16 protein-coding genes are annotated in these 22974 nt (G+C 65.0%); 6 read left to right on the top strand and 10 right to left on the bottom strand.

Annotation, left to right across the window (positions count from 1 at the left end; translation table 11 throughout):
• A partial coding sequence (locus tag AC1DBD_RS17440) for a PKD domain-containing protein (protein WP_476982669.1) occupies positions 1-4367 on the bottom strand: 4367 nt, incomplete at its 3' end.
• A 558-nt stretch (positions 4368-4925) separates the two neighbouring features.
• Between AC1DBD_RS17440 and AC1DBD_RS17435 the strand changes: the two genes are divergently transcribed.
• Entirely contained in the window at positions 4926-6005 is a 1080-nt protein-coding gene (locus AC1DBD_RS17435) for an alkaline phosphatase family protein (protein ID WP_476982668.1), read from the top strand.
• Positions 6006-6026: 21 nt separating this feature from the next.
• Here the strand turns inward: AC1DBD_RS17435 and AC1DBD_RS17430 are convergent, their stop codons facing one another.
• Complete coding sequence (locus AC1DBD_RS17430; RefSeq protein ID WP_476982667.1) at positions 6027-6443, bottom strand: serine acetyltransferase; 417 nt, start codon at positions 6441-6443, stop codon at positions 6027-6029.
• 95 nt (positions 6444-6538) lie between these two features.
• Entirely contained in the window at positions 6539-7891 is a 1353-nt protein-coding gene (locus AC1DBD_RS17425) for an O-antigen ligase family protein (protein ID WP_441417808.1), read from the bottom strand.
• Between the two features lie 230 nt (positions 7892-8121).
• On the opposite strand from AC1DBD_RS17425, the gene AC1DBD_RS17420 reads away from it, so the two are divergent.
• The 3 genes from AC1DBD_RS17420 (at position 8122) to AC1DBD_RS17410 (ending at position 12230) form a co-directional block, all read left to right on the top strand.
• Entirely contained in the window at positions 8122-9693 is a 1572-nt protein-coding gene (locus AC1DBD_RS17420; protein ID WP_476892533.1) for a hypothetical protein, read from the top strand.
• A complete protein-coding gene (locus AC1DBD_RS17415) occupies positions 9690-11276 on the top strand; it encodes a lipopolysaccharide biosynthesis protein (protein ID WP_476926500.1) in 1587 nt (528 codons plus the stop codon). The genes AC1DBD_RS17420 and AC1DBD_RS17415 overlap by 4 nt, the downstream gene beginning before the upstream one ends.
• A gap of 63 nt (positions 11277-11339) precedes the next feature.
• The gene (locus AC1DBD_RS17410) at positions 11340-12230 is read left to right on the top strand and encodes a sulfotransferase family protein (RefSeq protein ID WP_476982666.1); all 891 of its coding nucleotides are present in this window, start codon (positions 11340-11342) and stop codon (positions 12228-12230) included.
• A gap of 8 nt (positions 12231-12238) precedes the next feature.
• On the opposite strand, the gene AC1DBD_RS17405 is transcribed toward AC1DBD_RS17410, so the two are convergent.
• Positions 12239-13603, bottom strand: a complete 1365-nt coding sequence (locus tag AC1DBD_RS17405) for a hypothetical protein (protein ID WP_476982665.1) — start codon at positions 13601-13603, stop codon at positions 12239-12241.
• Positions 13604-14067: 464 nt separating this feature from the next.
• Here AC1DBD_RS17405 and AC1DBD_RS17400 point away from each other — a divergent pair, with 464 nt between their 5' ends.
• A complete protein-coding gene (locus AC1DBD_RS17400) occupies positions 14068-15345 on the top strand; it encodes a carbohydrate binding domain-containing protein (RefSeq protein ID WP_476982664.1) in 1278 nt (425 codons plus the stop codon).
• A gap of 16 nt (positions 15346-15361) precedes the next feature.
• On the opposite strand, the gene AC1DBD_RS17395 is transcribed toward AC1DBD_RS17400, so the two are convergent.
• The 6 genes from AC1DBD_RS17395 to AC1DBD_RS17370 all read right to left on the bottom strand — a co-directional run bounded on the left by AC1DBD_RS17395 (position 15362) and on the right by AC1DBD_RS17370 (position 21128).
• Positions 15362-16276 (bottom strand): glycosyltransferase family 2 protein, encoded by a 915-nt coding sequence (locus tag AC1DBD_RS17395; protein WP_476982663.1) that lies wholly within the window; start codon positions 16274-16276, stop codon positions 15362-15364.
• Complete coding sequence (locus AC1DBD_RS17390; RefSeq protein WP_476982662.1) at positions 16276-17607, bottom strand: glycosyltransferase; 1332 nt, start codon at positions 17605-17607, stop codon at positions 16276-16278. The genes AC1DBD_RS17395 and AC1DBD_RS17390 overlap by 1 nt, the downstream gene beginning before the upstream one ends.
• A complete protein-coding gene (pssD, locus tag AC1DBD_RS17385; RefSeq protein ID WP_476982661.1) occupies positions 17607-18044 on the bottom strand; it encodes a PssD/Cps14F family polysaccharide biosynthesis glycosyltransferase in 438 nt (145 codons plus the stop codon). The genes AC1DBD_RS17390 and pssD overlap by 1 nt, the downstream gene beginning before the upstream one ends.
• A gap of 120 nt (positions 18045-18164) precedes the next feature.
• Positions 18165-19406 (bottom strand): sulfate adenylyltransferase subunit 1, encoded by a 1242-nt coding sequence (locus AC1DBD_RS17380; RefSeq protein WP_441417817.1) that lies wholly within the window; start codon positions 19404-19406, stop codon positions 18165-18167.
• Positions 19406-20326, bottom strand: coding sequence for a sulfate adenylyltransferase subunit CysD (gene cysD, locus AC1DBD_RS17375; protein ID WP_476982660.1), 921 nt, complete (start codon positions 20324-20326; stop codon positions 19406-19408). Before cysD ends, AC1DBD_RS17380 begins: the two co-directional genes overlap by 1 nt.
• The gene (locus tag AC1DBD_RS17370) at positions 20319-21128 is read right to left on the bottom strand and encodes a 3'(2'),5'-bisphosphate nucleotidase CysQ (protein WP_476982659.1); all 810 of its coding nucleotides are present in this window, start codon (positions 21126-21128) and stop codon (positions 20319-20321) included. Before AC1DBD_RS17370 ends, cysD begins: the two co-directional genes overlap by 8 nt.
• Before the next feature lie 732 nt (positions 21129-21860).
• On the opposite strand from AC1DBD_RS17370, the gene AC1DBD_RS17365 reads away from it, so the two are divergent.
• Positions 21861-22974: PKD domain-containing protein (locus AC1DBD_RS17365; protein ID WP_476982658.1), on the top strand; the 1114-nt coding region annotated here is incomplete at its 3' end.

The raw sequence follows: 22974 nt of genomic DNA, 5'->3' as shown, positions 1-22974 counted from the left end.
CCCGTCGCGCTCTGGTTGTCGGTCACGGTGAGCTTCACCGTGTAGGTTCCGGCAGCCGCATACGTGTGGGTCGCCGTCGCACCCTGACCAATGGACCCGTCTCCGAAGTCCCAGGCGTAGGAGTCAACCGTGCCATCCGAATCCGAGGAGCCGGACCCGTCCACCGTGATGCCCAGATCCTTCACCGTCGAAGTGAACGATGCCACCGGCACCTTATTCACCGGCGGCACGGTGGTGCCGAGTTCGTGGTGCTTGGCCACCTGCGCCGCCGTCAGTGCCGACGGGTAGACGGCAGCCTCGTCGAGGGTGCCGGCGAAGAACGAACTGCTGGAACCCCAGGTCGTATCGCCGCCGATCCGCCAGTAGCCCGTGTAGTCCTGGGCCGCCGTCTGCGGATTGGTTCCCACCTCGGCACCGTCCACGTAGAGGACCATGCCGTTGGAAGACTGCGTGGCCACCACCGAGTGCCACAGCCCGTCGTTGTAGGCAGCAGGCGTGGTGATCGTATTCATTTGACCTGTCCACGTTCCGAACACCAAATGGCCGTCATCCTGCATGTACACATGCCGGTCGTAATTGTCCGAGGTTCCCGTCGCGCGATTTCCGAACCCGATCAGCTTCCCGCCCCGGGTGGTGGTGGTGTTGAACCAAACCTCCAGGGAGTAGGTTGACGGATTCGTGAAGGAGCTGCGGCTGGCGACCAGGCCGGAGTTGCCGTCAAAGGTGGCCGCGGTGCTTGCCCCTCCCGCCAGCGCCCCGGCAGCTCCCAGGGTGACGCCGCCCGAGTAGTCTCCGGCGCTGCCGGCCGGGCTGGAGTCCTGCGCGGTGGTGCCGTCGCTTTCACCCACCCGGTAGTACAGCGTGGGGTTATCGCCGTAGATGGCGGCCCCGTAGGCATCCGCCGGTGCTGGCCGCGTGATCGCCACCGGGTGGCTGACGGAGGATGTCAGTCCAAGGTCGTCGGTCAGGGTCAGTGTGACCTGGTAGGTGCCGGCCGAGGGAAAGGCGTGGGTGGTGGTTACGCCCGTGCCTGTCGTGCCGTCGCCGAAGTCCCACGCGTAGCTGGCGATGCTGCCATCATCGGTGGAGCCGGAGGCGTCCAGAGCCGCCGAGTCCGCGCTGACCGCAGAGCTGAAGGACGCTGCCGGAGCCAGGTTGCCGCCGCCGAGGTGGTAGTGCTGGGCCACCTTTGCCGCCGTCAGTGCCGCCGGATAGACGGCCGCCTCATCGAGGGTTCCGGCGAAGAACGGGCTGCTGGAACCCCAGGTCGTGTCGCCGCCGATCCGCCAGTACCCGGCGTAGGGCTGGGCCTGGGTTTGCGGATTCGTCCCCACTCTCGCACCGTCCACGTAAAGGGCCATGCCGTCGGAGGACTGCGTGGCCGCCATCAGGTGCCACTTGCCGTCGTTGTAGGCGACGGGGCTGGTAATGGTGTTCGGCTGGCCAGTCCAGGTGCCGAACACCAGCCGGCCGTCGTCCTGCATGTACACGTGCCGGTCATAGTTGTTGGAGGTTCCGGTTGCTTGGTCCCCGAAGCCGATCAGCTTGCCGCCCTGGGTGGTGGTGGTGTTGAACCACAGCTCCAGTGAGTAGGTGCTGGGGTTGTCGTAGCTCTTTTGGCTGGCCACCAGGCCGGATGTGCCGTCAAAGGTGGCGGCGGTGTCCGGCAGGCCCGGCAGTCCCCCGGCGGAGCCGAGGGCCACGCCGCCCGAATACGTCCCCGGGCTATCCGAGCTGCCTGAATCCGCCGCGGTGGTGCCGCTGCCGTCGCCCAACCGGTAGTAGAGTGTGGGATTCTCACCGTAAACGGCAGCTCCGTAGGCATCCTTCGGGGCAGGCTGCACAATCGTCAGCGTCTTCGTCAGGCCCGCTCGTTCGCCGCCGTTGTCGGTGACCACCAAACGGACCTGGTAGGTCCCGGCTGCGGCGTAGGTGTGGCTGACGGTGGCGCCGGATCCGGTGGTGCCGTCGCCGAAGTTCCAGGCATAGTCGGCAATACTCCCGTTGTCGGTTGAAGCCGAGGCGTCGAAGGTTTCGATCCAGCCGTCGGCGGCGGAGGTGAAGGCGGCCACGGGCGAGGGATTTCCACCGCTGGTGACCACCGCCGGCGAGCTGGCGGAAAGGTTGCCGGCGGCGTCCACCGCCCGCACGAAGAACCGGTTTTCCCCGCCCTTCGGGACGGTCATGCTCGTCCCGGTGGTGGTGGCGACAACGCGGTCGTTACGCAGGATCTGGTAGGAAACGCTGCCGCTGTTGTCCGTAGCGGCGCCCCACGTCAGCTTCACCGTCGTGGATCCGTCCGACGACGGCGTCACGTTGGCTGGGGTGGTAGGGGCGGTCGCGTCCGTCTGCGGGAATCGCGCGAAGCCTCCCGCCCACCTCGACACCGAAGTTCGCGTTGCCGCGGTGGCTATGTCTCCTCCTGCCCACAAGGTGCCATTGCTGTCCACCACGGACGCCCACACACCTTCCGCCTTCTTGGCACAGGTGATGGTCGGGCTGAAGGTGGGGACAATCCGGCCGGTCCCCGCGTCCCACGCGCCGATATAGCTGAAGGCGTCGGCTTCGGTCCAGCCGGTTCCCACGTCCGGCCAGGTGAACGCGTTGGAATAGTTCCAGTCGTGGCCGTGCGAGCCGGCGTAGAGCATGCCGGTCGGGCTCGACGTCATCGTCTGGAAATCGCCGTGGTTCTTGCCAATGTTGCCCGAGAGCCGATCAAACGTCGAAGGGGAGAAACTGAAGAGCCCGTGCTCCGAGCCGCCAACCCAGACACGGTCACCGACGGCCCCCACGGTCTGCTGGTAATCCTTGGGGGCACTCCAGACCGGGTTCCACGCCGGGGTGGCCAACGGAGCGCCGGCAACGGTCTGCACGGCGGCAGCCCTGCGCGCAGTCATCCCATTGGCGTTGGAAAAGAAACCTGCGGCATAGACCCGGCTCCCGTCCGCGGACGGCGAGATGCCCATGACAGTCCCGTCCATGTTGGGGTTCCAGTCCGGGTCCGGTGTGCCGTCGGCCAGTGACACGCGGCCCAGGTCTCGCGCATAGGTGACCGCGGTCGGCTGGCTTCCTCCGCCGAGGTGGGTAAAAGCACCGCCCAGATAGAGCCACTTCCCGTTGACGGCCATATCCGTCACCCTCATGACGTCCCCGACGATGCGGTCTTCCACAGACACTGACCAGTTCGTCGCCGTGGCACCTGTTGTGGGGTTGAGTGTCACGAGGGAGGGCGACGGTGCGCCGTTCACGGTGGTGAATGTGCCCCCGGCCACGACGTTGCCATTGGGCAGCACTGCGAGGGACATCACGGAGCCGTCAAACTTCGGGGCGAATCCAGGCAGCAGTTGGCCGGTAGTGACGTCGAATGCCGCCAGGAACGCCTGGGGGACCTTATCCGCCCCGGTGGAATTGGCGGTGCGCTGGACGGCGGTGAAGTTGCCGCCCACGTACATCGTGTTGCCGCTCTGGACGAACGCCTGTGACAGCACGTCGCCTTCGCGCTTCGGGGTCACCGGATCGGCCAGGCCCCAGGGGCTGTCCAGCGCCAAGGACGCCGCGACCGGCGCATTCGTTTTCACGGCGCTGCCGTTGTCACCGATGCGCGTGAACCCCGCGTCCAGGGAGGTGAATTGGGGACGGAGATACATCTCCGTGTAGGGACGGGCGGAGCCCTGCCCGTCCGTGGCCGACCACAGGTAGCTGGTGCTGCTGCTGGTGCCCGCGACCGTCGGGCCATAGGAGAAGCCCTGGGTGTAGCCCTGTGCCTGGTCCGTCAGCGAATTCGTGTAGATCCGCTGGTAAGCATCGTCGGCCCCGAAGTTGGACGTCAGCCCTCCGCCGCCGCGCACGCCGTTGAAGGAATACCAGGCCACCTGGTGCTCCGCGCTGAACGTCCAGACCCAGCGGTCTTGCTTGTTCGTATTGAAGCGGGCTTCCTGCCACTGCGTTCCGTCCGCATTCATGGCTCGTTTGAGCCGGATACCGTCGGCCAGGGCGTCCGGACGTCCGCCGTTGAGTAGAGCTTCCACCACAGTGGCCGAGTACTGCGTCGTCGCTGACGACATAGGGCTCAGTCCGGCAGTGCGCAGCGCCGACGGCGAGCCTTTCCCGTTGTTGTTGACTACCCAGCCTTCCCGGCCCTTGCCGACCAGGACCCAGCCGCCGCCGTCGGTGGTCATGTCGCAGTAGAACTGGGCGGGGGCATCCATGGCCGGCGTCAGCAGCCAATAGGTGCCGTCCGCGGCTGCGGGGTTGTCCTGCTTGATCTCCCAGCAGGAGGCCGCGGCCGTCGCTGCCGTCGCTCCATTCCGCACCACCACCGGCGCCGCCGAGGCCGGTGACGGATTGGCCACCAGGGTCGAGAACACTATTGAAGCAATGGCCAGCGGGCCAACAATTTTTGAAACAGCGCGCGCCCTCGACACAGGGAGCCCCCTTAGAAAGAGACCGGAATGCGCCAGGAAGAGGCGCATGCTTGAAGACCAGGCACTCCTCAGAGTCGAAGAGTGAAGCAAGAGTATGACGCCGTGACCGCTAAAAGTAAGGCGGATAAAGGCATCCGGCTACCCGAATCCTGTCCGTCGCTACCCGTCAAATCTGCTGCACTACTCGCCCCCGGCGCGGCGCTACCCGAGCGGGGCGAAGGGGAGCCGGCAGGTCGCCTCCGGATGCCGTCCGGGCCGCCATGAAGGCGTTACTACCTATAGACCGGTCCGCACGCTGGTGCTAGTTGTAGAGCCAACAAAGCCGCAGCATCAGCTGACAGAGGGAATGGAAACAATATGAGGCCGCACCGCAGTACCTCCGCCCGAACCCGCCGCCGGCAGTCCGGCATGGCGACGCTGCCGGCCACAGCAGCCGCCGGCAGGGCCCTTGGCGGACGGGCAGGTAGCGGACGGGCACTTGCTGGCGCGACACTTGCTGGAGTGGCTGCGTTGGCCCTGGCATCCCTTCTGGCGGGGTGCGGCGGCAAGCCGGCCGGGTCCGAACCGGGAGCGGGCGGCACCCCCGCGGCCGTGTCGGCGGCGACCAAGCCGGCACACGTGTTTGTCATCAACTTGGAAAACACCAGCTACGACCGGGCGTGGGGCGCGGAATCGGAGGCGCCGTACCTGTCGCAGACGCTGCGGCAGCAAGGCGTTCTCCTGACGTCGTATTATGCCGTGGCGCCGAGTTCGCTGCCGAACTACATAGCGCAGATCTCCGGACAGGGCCCCAACCCCAAGACCATGCATGACTGTGCCGTCTACCACGAATTTACTCAGACCGGCACGGCGTCCTACGGCCAGCTTGCCGGCTTCGGCTGCCTCTACCCGGATAGTGTGCCCACCGTTGCAGGGCAGCTAAGCTCAGCGGGGCTGTCGTGGAAGGGTTACATGGAGGACATGGGAACCGCGTGTCGGCACCCTAAACTGAACGCCGCAGACACCACCAAGACGCCCAGGATCGGCGACCAGTATGCCACCCGACATAATCCGTTCGTGTACTTTGCTGCGATCACCGATTCCCCCGATTGCGCCAAGAATGTCGTGGACCTGACCGGGTTGACTGCCGATCTGAAAGCGGTGGAAACCACCCCTAATCTGTCCTACATCACGCCCAACACGTGCAACGACGGACACGATTCCCCCTGCGTCGACGGGGTGGCAGGCGGTCTGGCCACGGCTGATGCATGGTTGAAGAAGTGGGTTCCGGCGATCACCTCCTCCCCTGCTTTTATGGCGGACGGGATGCTGGTCATCACCTTCGATGAGGGCGACAAGGAGGAAGGGGAGAACATCGATCGGGGGGCCCCGCTGCAGGCAGTCTTCGGTGCGGGAGGGGGGAAGGTTGGTGCCCTGGTGATCTCGCCCTTCGTGCGTCCCAATACCTCGTCCGACACTCTCTACAACCACTACAGCCTGCTTGCCAGTATCGAGGACACGTTCTCCCTGCCGCATCTGGGTATGGCGGGGGTTTCCGGATTGAACCACTTCGGCACCGACGTTTATAGCGCCACCCGGTAGCCGCGGAGTGCGGACGGCCGCTCAGGCGGGGGTCGTGTCCGCCGAAACAGCCAGCGGCGGCCGCAGCACCGAGGGGTTCCCTATCGCCATATACCCCGGTGGCACGTCGTTGGTCACCAGGGCGCCGGCTGCAATGCGGGCCCCTTTGCCGATTCGGATGCCGCCGACGATGATCGCCCCGGCACCGATCTCGACGTCGTCTTCGATCACCGGGCACGGACCGGCGGCACCCTTGTTGCCGATGGTGACGTTCTGCCGGATGCCGACATTGTTGCCGATGACGGTCCGGTCATTGATGACCACGCCGACGCCGTGGTAGACGCGCACGCCGGAACCGACCTTGGTGCGCCAGGGAATCTCGACGCCCAGCACCCACTCCACCAGCAGCCTGTACGCCGCGCCGACGACGACGGCATGCGGCCGGGGGCGTCTATCCAATGGCTTGCGGCTTGCGTGCGCAATCCGGTAAAGAACCATGACGAACTGGCCCTTGGATTGGCCACGGTTTGCCTTGATATCGTTGCGGAGCTCGCTTAGAAGTTCGATGGGAACACCCCTTTGCCCGGCGGTCGCAGCCCCCGTTTCAGTGCGGCTGCCTTTTGCAGGCCGATTGACCCTGCGATCAGCATAAGCGCCAGGCCCGACGTGAGCATGCCGTAGTAGAACACTTCCACTAGCGACACCAGCAGGACGGTGTTGCAGGCCAGGCCCACCGGGTCCGAGAGCCGCAGTGTATAGAAGAACATGACGGCGAACGTGAGCAGGAAGAAGGCTGCCGCAAGGAAGCCGTGGGAATAGAGCACCATCCAGATCTGACCTTGTGTTCCCACCGACGGTGCGCCAATGGTGACGGACGGCCTGGGGGCCCCGAAACCAAAAATGGGTGACTTCAGCGTTTCGTTCAGGGCCTCGGCGTAGAGGGACTCCCTGTCCTCGGTGGTGCTGCTGACGCCGAGCCGGTTCTGCAGGCGTTCGGTGACGGGAAGGACCTGGACGATGATCGCCACCAGGATCCCCATACCCAGCAGCGCGCCAAGGCCCTTCCGGTTTCCTGCCAGTGCCATCCGCATGGCGGCGTAGAGCAGCGCGATGCCAAGACCCAGGAACATGCCCCGGTTAAGGGTCAGGAACGCCGGTATGAAGGAGACCGGAATGGCCGCCAGCACCAGCCAAAAGCGGCGGCTCCTGCGGATCTGCCAGAGGTAGCCCACCACCAGCGGCAGGAGCAGAGAGTATGCGGCGCCCCAATTGTTTGTGTACAGGAAAGGCGCGCTGGGCCGTGGGTCGATGTAGCTCCAGGCGGTGGGATTAAACTGCGTCAGCCGCCGGATGGCCATCTGGTTCACCAGCTCGTTCCGCATCAGGGATTGCGGCAAAACGAAGCTCAGCGGGGTGTGGATGACCACAGTGGGAAATAGAAGTCCCAAATAGCCGCCCAGCACGACGACCGCCCAGAACACCGTCAGGCAGCCGAGCACGTACTGCACCTTCAGGTGCGCTTTGGCGTTATAGACATAGACGAAAATGACAGTCAGCGCCAGATAAACCAGCAGCCGGTAAACAAATCCGAGCATCCGATCCGGTGAATCGATAGCGATGGACGAACACGTCATCCAGAGGAGGAAAAGCACCCACACCGAAAATCCTTTCGGCACCCGCACCGAACGGAATCGCACCAAATACAGGAACATGATTCCGCCGACGCCGATCCAAATGAGATCGCTGAGGCCGGCGAGCCACCAAAGGGGGTAACCCAGGAAGATCAGCGCAAACGGCCAGCGCGGCAACTCGGCGGTGGCCCCGGGTCGTTCCCGATCCTGGCGCTGAACGAAGGTTCGGTGCGGTGCCGCGACGCCGGCTGTCGCGGCCGGGAGGTCCGTTGTCATGCCTGGCGTCCTCTTAGGAAGGTATCGGGCTGGTTGGCTATCGGCGTTCAGTATGACAACCGGCACAATGCTGGGCAACGAGTAGTTCCTAAGTAGTACCTGCACACAAATACCTATATGCCCCCGGCCGGCCGGGTTATATCGTCGTGCCATCAGCCCCGGCCCGGCGCTGAGTAAGGTCTCCCGTTTTGGGCGTATTGCCGGCGATCTGTCGGCAGATTGAGGAACAAATGGACGAGAATTCTTCCGTCGGACTCGGTCACTACGCGGTAGTTTTGCGACGGCAATGGAAAACCATCGCACTGGTCACCCTCCTGGGAATCAGCGCCTCCGCGGTCTACCTGGGCTTGACGCCGACTTCCGTGACGGCCTCCACCGTTGTCAACCTCAACGTCATCACCACCGACCCTTTTAACCCCGCCAAAGCGAGCTCAGCATTGCTTGACGCCTCCACGGAACAGCAGCTGGCAAGCTCCTTCGTGGTGGCCCAGTCCGCCGCGGCCAACCTGGCCCACGGCGACTCCGTCGCGGCGCTCCGGGCCGGGGTGAATGTCACGACGTTGGCCAACGGTACGACGATGGCGATTTCCTACACTTCGAGCACGGCGCAGAACGCCAGGGCGGGCGCGGATGCGCTCGCCAATTCTTACCTCTCCTACCGCCAAGGCCAGGCTGAGGAACGGAAGTCCAAGCTCCAGGGCCAGCTTCAGCAGCAGCTGTCGGGCCTGCAGAAGGCTCTCCCGCGCGCCGGTGGCAGTGCACCCTCGATCCTCGCCCAGATCGGGAGTGTCCAGTCGCAGCTGAACCAGCTGTCCCTGATCGACACGAATGGCGGTACGGTGCTGAACCCGGCGGCACAGAACGAGGTGAGCTATCACCCGCAGCCGGTGACGGTGATGCTCACCGGCTCGCTGGCCGCCTTCGTGTTGGGGCTGGTGCTAGCGTTCGCCGTCAATATGCTGGACCGGCGCGTCCGGGACTGGTACGACGTACGCGGGGCGGGCGCGGGCCCCCTCCTGGTCCGGTTGAGCGCCTCCCGTGCAACGATGCCTGCCGCGGGCGCGGACCTGGACCAGTTCCGTGTGGTGCGTGAACGGCTCCTGGCGAGCTCAAACAACCGGCTGCGCACCCTGACGGTCATCGATGAGACTCAACATTCGCGGCCCTCGGACGTGGCTGCCAACCTTGCGGTCGTGCTGGCTGAGGCTGGAACCCGCGTCGAGTTGATCATGATGGGGGCCTCGGAGGACCAAATGAGGGTCCTGACGGCCGGACTGCAGCTGGACAGCCATGCTGCCGGAACCGACGGCCGCCTCTTCAGATCCGGCCTCGTACAGTCCCTCTCGGTGTTCCAGCCACAACGCGGACGGACAATCTTCGACGCCGATGACTTCGTGACCGAAGCGGTCCGCCGGGAACTCATTGGACGCGACTCGGGCCAGGTGATCATTCTGGCTCTGCCGCCGTCAGCACCGCATTCGAGCCGTCTGGCAGCCGGTCGTCTCTCCGATTTCGTTCTGCTTGTCGGGGAATGCCTGCGGACCCGGATCGATGCGCTGGCTCTGAACGCCGCCGAAATGAGCGACATCGAGGCACAGCTCGCGGGAACAGTACTGGTCCCATCCGGGCGAAGGATCCTTGACCCGGAAGCCTCCGCGAAGGAGGGCCGGCACCGGGAAGTCAAAAGCCTGCCCAAAGCGGCCGCCCAGGGAACAGTCTCCAAGGCGCTCCTCGCGGAGTCAGCTTCCAAGGCGTCCATTTCCGATTCAATTTCCAAAGCCGGAAGCCTCAAGTCGTCGTGAGCGCCGCCGGGGTGGAGCAGGAAGTTGACCGGGGGGCTTCCCCCCACAGCGCGGAACGCCGGCAGGCCGCACGCGGCGGCATCATCGGAATCCTGGGAGCTGCGATCGGCTCAGTCATGGGCTTTGCGCTGACGTTCATCCTTGCGCGTGCACTGGGCGAAGCGGGCTCCGGCGTCGTGCTGCAGACCATCGCCATCTTCACCATCGTGCTGGGCCTGGCGAAAGCCGGCATGGATACCGCTGCCGTCTGGGTACTCCCCCGCCTGCAGATCTCGGACCGGTCCAAGCTCCGGGGCGCCACCATGGCCCTGCTCGTTCCCACCGCCGTGGTCGGGATCCTGTTGGCACTGCTGATGGCCGTGCTTGCGCCCCAACTCGGCACCGGGGGTGACGCCGACAGCCAACAGCTGGTCCAGGCGGTGCAGGGGGCAAGCTGGTTCCTGCCCGCGGCTGCGATCATGGTGGTTGCGCTTGCCGCAACCCGCGGCCTGGGGAGCATTGTGCCGTATGCGGCGATCGGCAACATTGGCCTGCCGGTCGCCCGCCCCCTGCTGGTGCTGGGCGCCCTCGGACTCGGTGCCCTGGGCCTGGGCACGATCCCGGTGCTGGCATCCATCGCATGGGCTGCGCCCGCGGCGATCGGAATGTTGGCGGCCCTGATGGTTCTGTGGCGGCGCGTCGACGCGCACGAACGGGGTGCCGGCGGCCGGGGGACCCTGTGGCCGGACCGTGAGCTCAACGTCCAGATATGGAAGTTTGCGTTGCCCCGATGGTTCTCGTCGGGCGTGGAGCAGTCGATCATCTGGTTCGATGTGGTGCTGGTGGGCCTGATCGCAGGGGCCGGGGCGGCTGGCGTCTACGGGGCCGCGAGCCGCTTCATCAGCGTAGGGCTCATCGTCTCCACCGCCATGAGGATGGTGATATCGCCGCGGTTCAGTGCCCTGCTCAGCGAGAACAAGACGCGCCAGGTTCAGGATCTCTACTCCACAACGGTCAGCTGGATAGTGCTGCTGGGGGCGCCGATCTATGCGCTGTTCATGTTTTTCGCCCCGACCGTCCTTGGCTGGCTGGGCCCCGGTTTCGAGAGCGGAAGCACGGCACTAACGGTGCTGTGCGTGGGCGCCATAGCGTTCCTGATGGCCGGGAATGTGGACGCGCTGCTCATGATGAGCGGCAGAAGCGGGTGGATGGCCGCGAACAAGGTGGTTGTGCTGGTCCTGAACGTGATCGGGAACCTGTGGCTGGTTCCCCTCTGGGGCATCACGGGGGCGGCAGTTTCCTGGGCCTTCAGCCTCCTGCTGGACTCGGTGCTAGCCTCCGTGGAAAGCCGTATCTTCCTGGGCATCAAGTTCGGCGCGCGGCGGGTTTTCTACGCCCTGTTTGTCGCCGGCGCCTGTGTTGCACCGGTCAGCGTGCTGACCAGGGTGCTGATGGGCCAGTCAACGGCAGCCGTATTTGTTGCCGGGTCCGCCAGCATGGCCGCCCTTGCCACATGGTGCTGGCTGGACAGAAAGCGGCTGCACCTGGACGACCTTGCCCTTCTGTCCCGCACCGTGCGCCGTAAAACCCCGACCGCCACCTAGCCCCTCCCCTCCCTGGAATCCCTTCCTTCTGAAACCACTCACTAGACCAATGAGGAATCTGCAATGCTTGGACTCAGCGACATCAAAGACGCAGCTCCACGGTGGATGAAGGATGCCGGTGACCTGGTCACCCGGTCCTACGCCAAGGGGACCGTGGGAGCGAGGCCAGCGCCGGACTTCCTGATCGTCGGCGCAAAGCGCGGCGGCACAACCTCCCTGTACAACTACCTCTTGATGCACCCCGGGGTCCTGGGGCTCTTTCCACAGGTGCGGGGCAAGAAGAGTACTGATTACTTCTTCAAGGAGCGCGGGCGAGGCGAGCTCTGGTATCGCTCGCACTTCCACACGGAGTCGTACCGCAATCTGCTGTCCCGGAAACTGGGCTACCGTCCGATCAGCGGGGAGGCGTCCCCGTATTATCTCTGGGACCCCCGGATCGCAATGCAGGTGCGCGCGGTCGCCCCCGATATCAAGGCGATAGCGCTGCTGAGAGATCCAGTGGAACGCGCATACTCCCATTACCAGGAAAGGGTCCAGAACGGCGTCGAGCCGCTCAGCTTCGAGGCGGCGCTGGCCGCCGAGGACGCGAGGCTTGAGGGCGAGTCCGGGAAAATGGCGGCCGACTCCCGGTACTACAGCGCCGCCCATGACTTTTACACCTACCGCGCCAGGGGCGTGTATCTGCCCCAGCTGCAGAACTGGCACCGCGCGTTTCCGGAGGGCCAGCTGCTGGTCCTGCGCAGCGAGGATATGTACGACGACGTCCAGGGCGTCTTTAACCGGGTGTGCGATTTCCTTGGCATCCCCCCATATGGCCTGCCAACCACCAAAACGTTCAATGCCAGCGCCCGGTCCACCATGCCCGAGGCCGCCAGAGAAGAACTCACGTCCTATTACGCCCCGCACAACAAGGAACTTGCGGATTATCTCCAGCGGGATCCGCTCTGGGCCTGAGCGGATCCCTAGGCCGGCGGTGCCGTGGACGCAGCCGGGCCGGCAGGTGACTCCTCAACCGCTCCTTGCCCATCAAGGGCATCAAGGAGGCCCTGGGCGGCGCCGAGCAGGTCGATCAGCTCCCGCACGGAGATCCAAGACGAGGCCCAGCCGCCGTTGCGGACAGCCAGCGTCCACGCCCGTTCGGCTACCACCATCGCGTAGACCCCCGCCAGCACGGGCCAGGCGTCCCGCCGAACACCCGCTGCCTCGAAAAACGGTCCGGCGTCCGCCATGGCACGGAGCAGATTGGCTGCCATCGGACCCTCGCCGCGTTCGCGCCTGACACTGAACATCCAGTGCACGGCGTCCAGGCCGGCGACCGCATCGGGCTCGCACGACTCCCAGTCCCAGCACCACAGGAGACCCTTGGAATCCCTTGCGGTGTTCCAGGGAACAAGGTCACCGTGCCAGCGTTCGGCCACCGGCAACAACGGATCCCCGGCGCGCAACAACTCTTCCAGGCGGGCCAGGGCCTGCGCCAACTCCGGTTCAGACGCCGGGTCAAGGGCAGCCAGCCGGCGGCTCAAATTCTGGAAGTGTTCGGTGGAGGACAGCGTGTCCACCCTGCTAACGGGGCACAGGGCGAAGAGCTCCTGAGGGGTGGGGCCCTTGACACCTCCACGCACGGCGCGCACGTCCAGAGGCAGGGGCTCCGTCACCAGATATGAAAACTGACCGTGGGTTCCAACGGCCAGCAGAGCGGGAGCCCGCACCGGCCCGGCCGACGCGCCGACGGCCCTCAACGCACCGATTTCCGTCCGGACAAACTCACTGCTGCTCTCATTCCAGGCCAGTTTGGCATAGCCGGCCGGCTTCCCCGCCCCGTCCACCAGCTGCAGCGTCGGCTTGCGATTATCGCCTTCCCGGATACCTATCGAGGCGAACAATTGGTGACCCGCAGCGTGGAAGTCCGGCCCGGCCTCTCCCTCTGTCATGACGCTGCCGCGCAGCTTGGCCGCCACGGCGGCAAGCGGCAGCGCTTCCCGGGCTCCCCGCGCCACCGGAGCCACGCGCTCCTGAACGCACAACCTGGTCAGGACCGGCCGTATGCCCAGCCGGGCCAACGATCCCAAGAGGATTCGCGCCGTATTGACTTTGCCGCGGCGCAACGCCCGGTACTGGAGCAGACTGGCGGCCGTGACCTGCGGCGTCGCCAGCGGGATCAGCAGCCGCGCCTGTGACGCGTTGGGAAGCACCCAATACGATTCCACGTCGCGCCATTCATCGTCGGCAGCGGGATTGAGAACAACACGGATCTGACCCGAAGCGACCGGGAGGCGCCAGAGCTGCTCCACCAGAGTGTCCAACGGCGACGTGCCTGTGCCGCTCACAAGGCGTTGTACCCGCCACCGGTTGCGCATCATCGGTCCCTCCGCCGGTCCCCCCAAACTGCCGCCTGCGGCATGTGGTCCCATTGTGCACGATATTGCTGTCCTGATACACGAGTAATTTGAGACGCCGCCCGCGTAGCACCTGTGGGAATCCGTGACGAAGAGTTGTACAGTCTCTTCACATCAACACGGCCGCTCTGACCCGATTCGAAAGCCCTGATCGCAGCCGGGTCTCACTGTGCATCGTGATCAACGCCCTCGGGCGCAGGAGCAAGCCTATGAATCGCTCAAGAGACACCGGGTATACCCCAGGGACCGATGCCGTCTTGCCCCTGCCCCGGCGGACCCCCGCGCACCGGAGCCGCCTCAGGCGGTTAGTTGCCGGCAGCTGCACGGCCCTGGCAATTGTCCTGGGTCTTGCCGAAGCCGGCTCTGATCCGGTTGAGGCGGGCTCGGCAGAACAGGTGGTAAACGGCGGTTTTGAAGTTGGCACCCCTGGCTGGCGGACCAATGACAGCAGCACCCAGGAGCTGGCCGTAGTTAGCGGCGGCCACAGTGGCCGGCACGCCGTCGAGCTCACAACGAACCGCAAGCAGACAGCCGTCCTGAACGATGAACTCAATACCGTCAGATCCACCAAAGCCGGAACGCGCTACACCGTAAGCGCCTGGGTCCGTACCGACACCCCCGGCATATCGGGTCAGGTACGGGTCCGCGAGGAACAGGGCGACGTCCCGCTCACCGGGTCCTCCTTCAACCTGACGGACACGAGCTGGACGAAGATCGCCTTCGATGTCACGGCCGCCTACAACTGTTCGTCCATGGACCTGAACATCCTGGCGTGGGACCTGGCACCGGGCCAGTTTTTGCAGGTGGATGACGTCTCCATGCAGGAGGTACCTGCCGGTGCGCCGACTCCCGCCCCCGCGCCGACGTCGGGGACCGTCTTCGGCTCCAGCCTTGGACAATCGAGCTCCGGAGGGACACGTGAAGAAGCGCTGGCGCGGGAGGAGTGCCGCTTCGGTTCGCTGGGCACCGTCCGGCTCTTCGACGATGCGCTTCCGTCCAGCTGGTCATCGCTGGAAACGTTTAAGGGTAGATCCCTGGTGATCTCCTTCCGCCCGCTGCCGGCGGACGTGCTGGCCGGCACCTACGATGAGGCCCTGCTGGCCTGGTTCAAGACGGCCCCGCGGGACCAGGAAACGTACTGGTCTTACGTGCACGAACCGGAGGCCGAAATCGCCAAGGGAAGTTACACCGCTGCCGCCTACCGTGCAGCGTGGCAGCACATTGTGCAGCTGGAGAAACAGGCCAACAACCAGCACCTGCACTCCACGCTGATCCTCATGGGATGGACCGTGAACCCGGCTTCGAAGCTGAACTGGAAGGACTACTACCCGGGGGCCGACTACATCAACGTCCTGGCCTGGGATCCCTACAACGACGCCGGGAGCGTCGCCGGTCCCTCGACCTACCCGGACCCGGCCAAGGTCTACGGAGACGTCGTTGCGGTCTCCAAGGGGGCGGGAAAGCCCTTCGGCATTGCCGAGACGGGAAGCCGGCTCATTCCCTCGGACCCCAGCGGGGCGGGACGTGGTGCGTGGCTTACCAAGGTCGGCAAGTACCTGAAGGACAACAATGCCCTCTTCGTGGCGTATTGGGACTCCGCGGTCAAGATCGGCGACTACCGCCTGACGGACGCGCCTTCCGCCGCGGCTTGGCGGAAGCTGGTCAGCGGTTGACCGGCGGGGCCGGCCGCTAGATGCCGCGGCCCCGTTTGTGGAGTGCCTCCATGACGCGGGCCGGAGTCACAATGCCGCACGCGACGGCGGCGGCTAGGGGAACGCGCGGTTCCAAGGGATTGCGTTGGGCAGCCGATACCGCCCAGCGCAGAGCCTTTCGCCGCTCACCCATGGCCGCGTGGGCGAACGCCAACTGGCCCCTGATCCGGGCAGCCCCGGCGGGCACCGTGTCGAACTCCGGGTACTTGTCCAGAATCCATGACAGACCATCACACATCGTTTGCCAGCGGCGGAAGAAAAAGGACTGGCTCCCCCACCTGACCATGGCCGAAACCCGGCGGACGTGGGCAATCGGCCCCCGGCGGGAGACCCTCAAGAGAAACTCGTAGTCTTCGCCGAATCCGCCGGGGACGTCTTCGTCCACCAGACCGAACCCGTCCAGAACGGCGGAGCGCCGCATCAGGAATGTCGAGGGATGGAGTTCTGTGTGCCGGTCGCGGAGCAGATCGGCGAAAGTGATCCAGGACTTCCCCAACGGGCGGTCGTGGGACTGTCCGTCGTAGGAGACCGTAATATCGCAGGTCACGAACTCAGTGCCGGGACTGTCCGCCAGCACCTGCACCTGCGCCTCGATCTTGTGCGCTAGCCAGAGGTCGTCGTCATCGCAGAACGCGATGAACTCCCCCGTTGCTGCCTCGATGCCGCTGTTGCGGGCACCGGCCAGTCCCGGCTTCCGCCCGTTGGTCAGGACACGCACGCTTCGGGAGGCTGATTCCTCGGCGAGGGAATAGTCAGGGTCGGACTGGTCGAAGACCACCAGGACTTCGATGAATCCGGCGTAGGTCTGCGCCAGCACGGCGCTGACCGCCTGTCGCAGCATCTCCGGGCGGTCCCTCGTGGCAATTATGGCCGTGACCCGGTCCATGGTCATCACCACCCTGCAACGGGGTCGGGTACGGAGTTGGTGCGAGGGGCGGCCATGGCGTGACGTGCAGCCATGGCGTGGAACGGCCCCGTGGGCTGGCCGATCCGGCCAGCGGCACCATCGGCGGCGCCGTCGCCGGCACTGCCACCGGGCAGTCCTAACTCGGTCCAGGCCCCTGCGACGACTTGCTTATCGTTTGCGGCCGACGGCGGCAGGCTGGCCCGGGGAATGTGGTGGCGGCTCAATGCTTGGGCCGCCCATGCTGCGCTCAGCCAGGACGGTTTGTCCCGCATGGCTGCGGTCCGCGTCTTGGACCAGAACGGAGCAGCCGTGGCGATCTCGAGGAACCGGAGGTCGATCTCGCGATTATGGCTCAGCGCGTAGGCCAGCGTTGGGTCCTCGCCTGAGTCGACCAGGACGTCTGCACCTGAGACATCCCTGGCAGCAGCATAGATGGCCTGGTAATAACCGCTGTACCGGGCCAGCTGCAGCCGTCCTTCCCGCCTTCCAGCCAGCGCCGCCGGCCCCAACCTCCGTGCCGGCATGGCGGCGTCGGCAAGCCTGCTGACACCGCGGACATCGACTTCGTCCCAACCGCCGAACGCGGACTTGCCGACGGCCTTCCAGAACCCGCACTCATGGAAGGGAACGCCACAGCTGCAATCCTCGTTGTCGAGGATGCCGCGCTGCCAGAGCTGGCGCGTATCGCCGAGGACAGCCACTGAGGCGCGGCCCCCGACCGACTCCAGCACGGTGTCCACGGAGTGGGCCGGAGCAGCAACATACAGCACCACGGGCGCTCCGACGGAGGCGCGGTTCGTCGAGGTCCGGCGCTTGTGCAGCAGTGCGGCCAGCTTCTGCGCGGCCTCGTCGGCGCCGAAGGTTTCGGTCTCTATCAGGAGACGGGTTCCCGCGCCGTTCTCCGCCGACGCGGCCACATGGGCGTCCAGTTCCGGCGCCGACTCCACGCAAATGGCGAGGCCCCTCTCGGCGGACCAGCGCGTGAACCGTTGCTGATGGTCATCGACATGTTCCCCGTATTGCGGGTCCCGGGGAAACACCAATGGGAGGTGGCCGGCCTTTCGCGCCTCTGAAATCGTGGCAGGGCCACCGTGAAGAATGACGATCTCACTGCTCTCCAACAGGTTGGCCAGCTCCTTGGGCGAGACGAAGTCCCGGCCGGCGGCAATACGCGGTGGTGCGCTGTGGCCGTACTGAACCATCACCCGGTCCGACGGATTCGACTGGGCCCACTTGTCGGCCCAGTCGATGATTCTCTTGAACGGATGGCAGTCGGTTCCCACCAGTACCGTTATTGTCCTGGATGCCCTGCTCATCAGAGGAGTCTTCCCAGCAACTGCGCATCCGGGTACAGACCAAGTTGGTCCCGCCACTGGACAAGCATGAGATCCGAGAAGGGGCGGCAGAGCCGGCCGGTCAAGGTGGGGCTCTCAACCCTGTCGAAGACCTCTATGTACACAGTCGCGATGCCCAGAGCCCTGGCCGCGACGAAGAACGGGAAAGCGCTCCCGGCGCCGGTGGAGACGACGACGGTGGGGAGAAAGCGGCGAATCACGAGATAGGCAAGCCAGGCGTTCCTGAGCAGATTGGGAATATTGCGTGTAGTAGGCGAGTACGCCCATGAAACGTCGGTCTCCGCCTCGAGGTTCGACTTCGCATCCTCGGTGGGAAAGGTGACCCACGCCCGCTCATGCGCAGACCACCAGGGGCGCAGCGACATCAGCTGCGCCAGGTGACCGCCGCTGGAACCCACCAGCAGAATCCGCTCCGTGCCCGGTGTCGCAGCACGCGGACCCTCCCGAAAAACTTTCCCTGACCTCATTGCTTTTGATCCTCCCCGATAAGTGACGCGTGATGGCCCCGGCCAGTGGCTTCAGATGATCATTCCGGCGCCGACGGTACTGTGGGTGTTTTCGTCAATCAGTACAAATCCGCCCGTTTCACGGTTCCGCCGGTACTCGTCGGTCAGCAGCGGCGTCGTCGTCCGCAGCCGGACGCGGCCGATGGAGTTCAGCCCAAGTTCGGGGGCGGATTCGTCCCGGTGCAGGGTGTTGACGTTGAGTTCGTACTGCACGGACTGCACCAGGGCCCTGGTGTTGCGGGTGGTGTGCTTGAGGGCCAGCTTCTGCCCGGGCCGGAGAGGCTCCTCGCTCATCCACGCGACCATGGCATCGATATCCTGGGACACGCTCGGCTGATTGTGCGGCCGGCAGATCATGTCCCCCCGCGAAATGTCGATGTCATCCTCCAGCCGGACTGTCACAGACATCGGCGCAAACGCCTCGTCCACCGGACCATCGGCGGTTTCAATGGACGCGATGCGGCTGGGCAGCCCGCTGGGCAACACGATCACGTCGTCCCCGGTTCGCATCACCCCGCCGGCGATCTTGCCCGCATAGCCGCGGTAGTCGTGGTGCTCGCTGGTGTGCGGCCGGATTACGTACTGCACAGGGAACCGTCCGTCCACCAGGTTCCTGTCGCTGGCGATGTAAACGTTCTCCAAGTGGTTGAGCAGTGAACCGCCCTCGTACCAGGGCATGTTCTCCGAGCGGTCCACGACGTTATCCCCGTGCAGGGCGGAGACGGGGATGACGGTCAGGTCTGCGATCTGCAGTTTTGCCGCAAACTCCGTGAACTCCCGCCGGATGTCCTCGTAGACCTGGCGCGAGTATCCCACGAGGTCCATCTTGTTGACGGCCAGCACAAGGTGTGGAACCTGGAGCAGGGAAACCAGAAAGGCGTGGCGGCGGCTCTGCTCAACGAGTCCCTTCCTGGCGTCTACCAGCACAATCGCCAGGTCCGCGGTGGAGGCCCCGGTCACCATGTTCCGGGTGTACTGGATGTGGCCGGGGGTGTCCGCAATGATGAATTTCCGCGACGGGGTGGCGAAATACCGATACGCGACGTCGATGGTTATGCCCTGTTCCCGCTCGGCCCGCAGCCCGTCCGTCAGCAGCGACAGTTCTGTGTATTCCGAGCCCATTTCACGGCTGGTCCGCTCAACTCCTTCCAGCTGGTCGCTGAAGATGGACTTGGAGTCGTACAGCAGGCGACCGATCAGGGTACTCTTGCCGTCGTCGACCGATCCGGCAGTGGCAAATCGCAGCAGGTCCATCAGAAGTAGCCTTCTTTCTTTCGGTCTTCCATCGCCGCTTCGCTGACCCGGTCATCGCCGCGGGTTGCCCCGCGTTCGGTTATCCGGGAGGCAGCGACTTCTTCGAGGACCAGCTCTACGTTGTCGGCATGGGATCGGACGGCGGCGGTCAGGGTGGCATCCCCCACCGTGCGGTAGCGGACCGATTCCGTGAATGTCGGCTCGTGGGCGGCGGGTTGGCAGAGCTCGTTAGCTGCGAACAGCATGCCGTTGCGCTCGAAAACCTCGCGCTGGTGGGCGTAGTAGAGGGAGGGCACTTCGATGCCTTCGGCCGCGATGTACTCCCAAATATCGAGCTCGGTCCAATTGGACAGCGGAAACACCCTGATGCTTTCACCCAAGTGGACCTTGGCATTGAACAGGTTCCACAACTCGGGACGCTGTTTCTTGGGGTCCCATTGGCCGAACTCGTCCCGGAAGGAGAAGATGCGCTCCTTGGCCCGGGCCTTTTCCTCATCCCTGCGGGCACCGCCCAGCAGGGCGGTGAAGCCGTTCTTCTCCGCCGTTTCCAGCAGCACCGGGGTCTGTATCCGGTTCCGGGAGCCGTTCGGCTCTTCCCGAACAATCCCACGCTCAATGGCGTCCTGAACGGATCCGATCACCAGGTTCAATCCGTACCGGGCCACCATGCGGTCCCGGAGTTCAAGCACCTCCGGGAAGTTGTGGCCGGTGTCGATATGGAGCACCGGAAACGGTATACGGGCAGGAGCGAACGCCTTACCGGCGAGGTGCAGCATGACGATCGAATCTTTCCCGCCGGAAAACATCAGCGCCGGATGCTCGATCTCCGCCACCACTTCCCGGAGGATGTAGATGGCCTCGGACTCGAGAACCTCAAGCTGGGAAAGGATGCGCCTAGGGCTTTCGGTCACGTCACGCACCGGCGTGTCCTTTCGTTTGGGGGCTTTGCTGTTTTGCCCTGCCGATTGCTGCCAACACCAGTCCGCTGAGTTCCGGGCGGCAGACCAGCAGGTCCGGGAGGTAGGGGTTTTCCTGGTTGTACCGCGGTGCCGAGCCGTCGAGGCGGCTCACATGCAGTCCGGCGGCACGGGCGACGACGACGGGTGCGGCGGAATCCCATTCGTACTGGCCGCCGTCGTGCAGGTAAAGGTCGACTTCGCCGCTGGCGACGGCGCATGTTTTAAACCCGGCGGAGCCCATCGGAATTAGGGTGGCGTTGATGTCTGCGGCCACGGAGCCGGCGATTCCCGGCGCTCTGCTCCGGGACACGGCCATTCGCAGACCCGTGTGGGGAGCGGCGGATCCGCCGCCGTCCTCGCCCGTCAGGACCATGTCCAGCCGGGGAAGCGCGACTGCGCCGGCCGTCAGCTCGCCTTCCTGCCACAGTGCGACGTGCACTGCCCAGTCGCGGCGGCCTTCGGAAAATTCGCGGGTCCCGTCCAACGGGTCAATGATCCATACCCGTTCGGCCCGCAGGCGCGAGACCTGGTCCGGCGCCTCCTCGGAGAGGACCTGGTCCTTGGGCCGGGTGCGGAGCAGCATCTTCTTCAGGAATTGATGGGAGCGCCTGTCCCCCTCCGCGCCCAGGGATTTGGGGGTGAAGGTGGTGTCCCGGCCCTGCAGGGTCCTCAGGAGGTCTCCGGCCCCTTCAGCCAGCGCCGCGGCCAGCTTGGCATCGGACAGTTCGGCGCTGATGGACCGCTCGTGTTTGAGCAAAGGCATGATTCCCCCGTTTTAGTAAGCGCCGGCTGGGTTCTTCATCATCGTGGCGTTGGGCCGCAGGATGATGTCGCCGGCGAGAGACCAGTTTTTCTACGTAGTACAAATCGAGGCGGACGCTGGATTGCCAGTTGAGTTGCGGGCCGCCGAATCTGCCACATGCCGGGATGGCGGTTCGGCCGGCCCTGTCCCCGCCGTCTGCGGCCGGGCCGACGGCCGGGACACGGTGGCCGCAGCGCGCCGAAACTTGCCAGGACAAGCTGGAAAAGCCCGTCACGGAGCCGATGTTCGAAAAGCACATTGTCGAGACCTACTCAGTACCCAGAGGTGTTTGCTGACTGGATGTATCAGACAAACCTAGGAGTGCCTCCGGCCGGGCACGCGAGTAAGCAGTACGCGTCTTTTCCGGCTGTCTCATCGCGTAATTGGCCCGGACTACTGGGCCGGCCATTGATGGGCGGGTACGGACCACTCGCAAAGGCCCGGCCCTACTTGGCCGGCGAACCCCGGCCGAACGCAGGTCCCGTGAGTCCGCAGCGCCGCCGCGGATTCGCGCGGATTTACAGTGCGAATTCACGGCGGGACGTGTGCTGGACAACCGGATGCCCCACTTGTAGCCTTTCGGTACCCGAGACGGTTTGGAGCGGCTACCGGCACCCGGATCTGGGCCACCCGAACCGTGATTGCGGCAGGAACGGTCTCCAGGATTAGCTGTCCTAATGCGAGGAGATGTCGGTGAAGCTCAAGCTCGTTTCAGCGCTGGCCGCCATCGCGCTGTCCCTGACCTTCACCGCAGCCGCCGCGGAAACGGTCGCGGCCGCTACCCCCTTCAGCTTCGCCGTGATCGGGGACACTCCCTACGGCTCCACGCAGCTTAGCGTTTTCCCGCAGCGGATCGGGCAGATCAATGCGGATCCCCAAGTGCAGCTGGTGACCCATCTCGGCGACATCGGTGGCCCGCCTAATTGCTCCGACTCGTACTACGCGACCATCAGGGCGAATTTCGACACTTTTGCCGATCCGCTGGTCTATACGCCCGGCGACAATGAATGGGCCGACTGTTCGGGTGCCTCCGTGGGTGCCGCCAATCCGCTCGACCGCCTGGCCGCCCTGCGCCAGGTCTTTTTCCCGGCTCCCGGCACTACGCTCGGACGGAACGCGGCCAGCGTCACGGCGCAGTCCGGCTATCCGGAGAACGTGCTCTACGACCGGGAAGGCCTCACGTTCGCCGCGGTGCACATCGTGGGCTCGGCCAACGATCTGGCAACCTGGAGCGGATATTCAGCGCCGACGAGTGCCCAGACCGCCGAAGTCAACGCACGAACCGACGCCGGCATTGCCCTCATTCACGCTGCCTTCCAACGTGCCACCGCGAACGCCAGCCGTGCCGTTGTCTTCACGACCCAGGCCGATATGTTCAAGGGAACCCCGAGCCGCACCGCCTACGAACCGTTGGTGAAAGCCTTCGCCTCCGAATCCCTGGCCTATCAACTCCCGGTTTTCCTCTTCAACGGGGACACTCACAGCTTCGCCAGCGACCGCCCGCTGACGTCGTCGACGTGGCTGTCGTACTACGGACTCACCACCCCGGTCCCGAACTTTTCCAGGATCACGGTGGAAGGCGGAGCAACGATGGATGAATGGCTGAAGGTGACTGTCGTCGACACCTCGGCCGTCCTTGCGGTGCAGCGCGTTCCCTTCACGGTGAATGCCGCGCCGGTGGCGTCGTTCACCGCCTCGGCCTCCGGTCTGACCGCGGCTTTCGATGCCAGCGCCTCCACCGACGACGCCGGCATCACCGGCTACGGATGGGCCTTCGGAGACGGCAGCACCGGGACCGGGGTATCGG

The sequence above is a fragment of the Arthrobacter sp. 10T419 genome, from assembly GCF_056394105.1.
The sequence above is the reverse complement of the archived record's forward strand: the minus strand, read 5'-3'. Positions and strand labels throughout refer to the sequence as shown.